Here is a 4,019-nt window from a genome sequence, read left to right as displayed (position 1 = left end):
ACCCCGTTCTCGGCACCGCCATCCGCCAGCTTCCGGGCCGCAAGTTCATCTTCACCAATGGCGACCGCAGGCACGCCGAGCGCACCGCGCGCCAACTCGGCATCCTCGACCATTTCGACGACATCTTCGACATCGTCGCCGCCGGGCTCAATCCCAAGCCGGCGCGCCAGACCTACGAGAAGTTCGCTGAACTCCACGCCGTCACCGGCCACAATGCGGTGATGTTCGAAGACCTTGCCCGCAACCTGTCGGTGCCGAAGTCGCTCGGCATGACCACGGTGCTTATCGTGCCGCGCAATTTCGAGCCGACCTTTGCCGAGATCTGGGAGCGCGACCCGACCAACGAGGACGACGTCGATTTCGTCACCGACGACCTGGCGGGGTTTCTGACGGCGATTGTGGAGGGGGAAGGAAGAGGGGAATTGAAGAATTGAAGAATGAAGGACGGTCTCTACGGATCAATTCCCCCAGTTCCCCAGTTCTTCAATTCCCCACTCCCCTACTCCCCTAACTTGTAGAACCGGCTGATGATCCCCCAGGCTTCGTCGGCGGTGTCGACGAAGTCGATGATGTCCTGATCGCCGGGGCTGATCGTGCCCTGCTCGGCGAGAAAATCGAGATTGATCGCCCGCTTCCAGAAGGATTTGCCGAACAGGATCACCGGCACGCGCTCCATGCGCCCTGTCTGGATCAGGGTCAGCGTCTCGAAGAATTCATCCATCGTGCCGAAGCCGCCCGGAAACACCGCGACCGCCTTGGCGCGCATGACGAAATGCATCTTGCGGATAGCAAAATAATGGAAGTTGAAGCAGAGCTCCGGCGTCACATAGATGTTCGGCGCCTGCTCGTGCGGCAGGACGATGTTGAGGCCGATCGACGGCGCGCCGACATCGTCGGCGCCGCGGTTTCCCGCTTCCATCACGCCGGGCCCGCCACCGGTCACCACGACATATTCGCGGTAATAGGAGGTAGCCGACTGCTGCGAGCAGAGGCGGGCGAATTTCCGCGCCTCCTCATAGTATTTGCTGTTTTCCTCGAGGTTCTTCTTCTGCGTCTCGTTCTTGGCCGCCCAGGCCTCGCCGCCGGGTTCCGGCAGGCGCGCGCCGCCGAACAGGATCACCGTCGAACGGATGCCGCGTTCGGCCAGGATCATTTCCGGTTTCAGGAGTTCAAGCTGCAGCCGGACCGCGCGCAACTCGCGCCGCGTCATGAAGTCGGGATCGTTCCAGGCGAGCCGGTAGGTTTCGGCACGCGTCTGCGGCGTATCCGGCACACTCTTCGACCGCTCCAGATCCTCGTCCGAATGCGGCAGTGGCGTCCAGCCCGCCTTTTCCATAGGTGTCATATGCTCTACCCGTCCAAATTCTTCACTTGCGCCGCCCCATGACGCAGCCGCGATTGACCCTCACCAAGGCTTCACATAAGCAGGTTCCGCAAAAGTGTCCTGCGGTTTTGTGACAAGAACCTGCTACATGCGAAGATCCAGGCAGGCAAAGCCTGCCAAGGGGTCCGCGCGACTTTCAAAACAGGTTAAGGCGTTGCCCCTTAACAGCTTGGTAATGGAGCGAATTCATGTCGAAGCCCGATCTGGCGAGCCTCGAAAAGACCATCGAGAAGGCCTTCGAGGAACGCGACGCGATTTCGACGGCAACGCGCGGCGAAACGCGCGACGCCATCCAGTCGGCGCTCGATCTGCTCGACCGCGGCGCCGTCCGCGTCGCCGAGCGGCAGGCCGACGGCAAGTGGCATGTCAACCAGTGGCTGAAGAAGGCCGTGCTGTTGTCGTTCCGGCTCAACCCGATGGAGATCATCAAGGGGGGACCCGGCGAGGCGGTGTGGTGGGACAAGGTGCCGTCGAAGTTCGACGGCTGGAGTGCCGTCGATTTCGAAAAGGCGGGCTTCCGAGCCGTGCCGTCGTCGGTCGTGCGCCGTTCGGCCTATGTCGCACCGGGCGCCGTGCTGATGCCGTCCTTCGTCAATGTCGGCGCGTATGTCGACAGCGGCACCATGGTCGACACCTGGGCCTCGGTCGGCTCCTGCGCCCAGATCGGTAAGAACGTGCATCTGTCCGGCGGCGTCGGCATCGGCGGCGTGCTGGAGCCGATGCAGGCCGGCCCGACCATCATCGAGGACAATTGTTTTATCGGCGCGCGTTCGGAGGTGGTCGAGGGCTGCATCGTGCGCGAAGGCTCGGTGCTCGGCATGGGCGTCTTCATCGGCCAGTCGACCAAGATCGTCGACCGCGCCACCGGCGAGATCTTCTATGGCGAAGTGCCGCCCAATTCCGTCGTCGTCGCCGGAACGATGCCGGGCAAGCCCTTTCCGAACGGCGAGCCGGGTCCCAACCTTTACTGCGCCGTCATCGTCAAGCGTGTCGACGCCAAGACCCGCTCCAAAACCTCGATCAACGAATTGCTGCGCGATTGATCTTTGCGCAAAGCGAGCGCACCTTCCGCCGGCGCGACAATCGGTCGCGCTGGTTCAAGATGGAGGGGTGACATGGACTGGAAGTATCTGCTCACAAGTTTTGATGGTCGCATCAACCGTGGCAAGTTCTGGGCCGCGATTGGCGTTTTCATCGTCATTGGTATCGTTGCCTTCATTCTCGATGCGATCCTCGGTACACGTCTCACCACCGCCAGTGGCGCCCAGATCGGCATCATCGGCATTCTCATCGCTCTGGTCTCGATCTATTTCGCGCTCGCAGTCTACGCCAAGCGCTGGCATGATCGCGGCAAGTCGGGCTGGTGGAGCCTAATCATGCTGGTGCCGCTCATCGGCCCGATCTGGTTTCTGGTGGAATGCGGCATTCTCGAAGGCGCCAGAGGCGCCAATCAATATGGACCGGACCCGCTTGCCTGACAGATCAGATCTCACCTGGCTTTTCTTCAAAACCTCGGGCCGCGTCAGTCGCGCGGCCTATTTTCTTGGCGGGTTGCTCGTCGCCATCATCCAGGCCTTCCCGCTCTACCGCTTCACGCTGGTGCCGGAAGGTTCGGCCGAGAGCAACATGTGGTCGTTCATCTTCTTCGTCGCCTTCATCGCCTCGCTGTGGTCGAACATCGCCCTGGCGGTGAAGCGGCTGCACGATTTGGACAAGCCGGGCATTGCCGCGCTGATCCTGTTCGTGCCGGTGGTCTCGATCGTCGCCTTCCTTGTGTTGTGCCTGTTTCCAGGGCAGCCTGGACCCAACCGCTATGGCCGGCGCACCAACGAGCCGGAACAATCCTGAGGGCCGATCGGACATGCGCTACCGCACGCTTGATCCGAAACTGATCGTCGAAACCGCCGAGCGGCTGGAAGAGCGGATCGCCGACCGTTTCCCTGAAGCGGGATTGCGTGGCGTCGCCGCCGAACTGGTCTCGCTGTCGCGCGATCTGGCCAAGGCGGCCAAGGTGCTCGAAGCACCGATCTGGTGGCTGCGCGGGCTCATCGTCGCCGCCTTCGTCACGGGTGTGCTGGTGTTCCTGTTCGTCGGTACCATCTTGCCGATCGACCGCATTTCGGGAACCCACGATGCCCTGCAGTCGGTGCAAGGCATAGAGGCTTCGATCAACACCGTCATACTGGCTGTGTTGGGCTTGCTTGCTCTGATCCGCACCGAGGAGCGCATCAAGCGCAAAAGGGTGTTTCGCCAGCTGCACGGCCTGCGTTCGCTGATCCATGTCATCGACATGCACCAGCTGACCAAGGATCCGGCAGCCCTTTCGGCCGATTTCAAGCCGACGGCGCACTCGCCGGCCCGTATCACCAATGCCGCCGACCTGGCGCGTTACCTCGACTATTGCTCCGAAATGCTGTCGATCACCGGCAAGATCGCAGCGCTCTTCGCGCAGTCGGTCAATGACGACGTGGTCATCGACGGCGTCAACGACATCGAGAACCTGGCATCCAACCTGTCGCGGAAAATCTGGCAGAAGATCACGTTGATCGACGGCCGGCCGGTGCAACAACCTGCTCCGGCGCCAGGCCCGGCGAGCCAAGCCGCTCCGCTTCCGCTGCGCGCACCAAAGCGGCGA

The 4,019-nt window shown here is 62.0% G+C and carries 6 protein-coding genes; 5 read left to right on the top strand and 1 reads right to left on the bottom strand.

Annotated features, from left to right (window positions below; translation table 11 throughout):
• A partial coding sequence (locus tag EN893_RS39325) for an HAD-IA family hydrolase (protein ID WP_245490859.1) occupies window positions 1-434 on the top strand: 434 nt, incomplete at its 5' end.
• 65 nt (window positions 435-499) lie between these two features.
• Here the strand turns inward: EN893_RS39325 and EN893_RS18090 are convergent.
• Window positions 500-1,345 (bottom strand): LOG family protein, encoded by an 846-nt coding sequence (locus tag EN893_RS18090; protein WP_023810769.1) that lies wholly within the window; start codon window positions 1,343-1,345, stop codon window positions 500-502.
• Between the two features lie 227 nt (window positions 1,346-1,572).
• Here EN893_RS18090 and dapD point away from each other — a divergent pair, with 227 nt between their 5' ends.
• The 4 genes from dapD to EN893_RS18070 form a co-directional block, all read left to right on the top strand.
• Window positions 1,573-2,427 carry a 2,3,4,5-tetrahydropyridine-2,6-dicarboxylate N-succinyltransferase gene (gene dapD / locus EN893_RS18085; protein ID WP_127269742.1) on the top strand — a complete coding sequence of 285 codons (855 nt, stop codon included), beginning with the start codon at window positions 1,573-1,575 and terminating at the stop codon, window positions 2,425-2,427.
• A 72-nt stretch (window positions 2,428-2,499) separates the two neighbouring features.
• Window positions 2,500-2,862, top strand: a complete 363-nt coding sequence (locus EN893_RS18080) for a DUF805 domain-containing protein (protein WP_127269740.1) — start codon at window positions 2,500-2,502, stop codon at window positions 2,860-2,862.
• Window positions 2,855-3,232 carry a DUF805 domain-containing protein gene (locus EN893_RS18075; RefSeq protein WP_023810766.1) on the top strand — a complete coding sequence of 126 codons (378 nt, stop codon included), beginning with the start codon at window positions 2,855-2,857 and terminating at the stop codon, window positions 3,230-3,232. The genes EN893_RS18080 and EN893_RS18075 overlap by 8 nt, the downstream gene beginning before the upstream one ends.
• A 13-nt stretch (window positions 3,233-3,245) precedes the next feature.
• A partial coding sequence (locus tag EN893_RS18070) for a hypothetical protein (protein WP_164900940.1) occupies window positions 3,246-4,019 on the top strand: 774 nt, incomplete at its 3' end.

The sequence above is a fragment of the Mesorhizobium sp. M7A.F.Ca.CA.004.04.2.1 genome (genome assembly GCF_004022825.1).
Classification (GTDB): Bacteria; Pseudomonadota; Alphaproteobacteria; order Rhizobiales; family Rhizobiaceae; genus Mesorhizobium.
The sequence above is the reverse complement of the archived record's forward strand: the minus strand, read 5'-3'. Positions and strand labels throughout refer to the sequence as shown.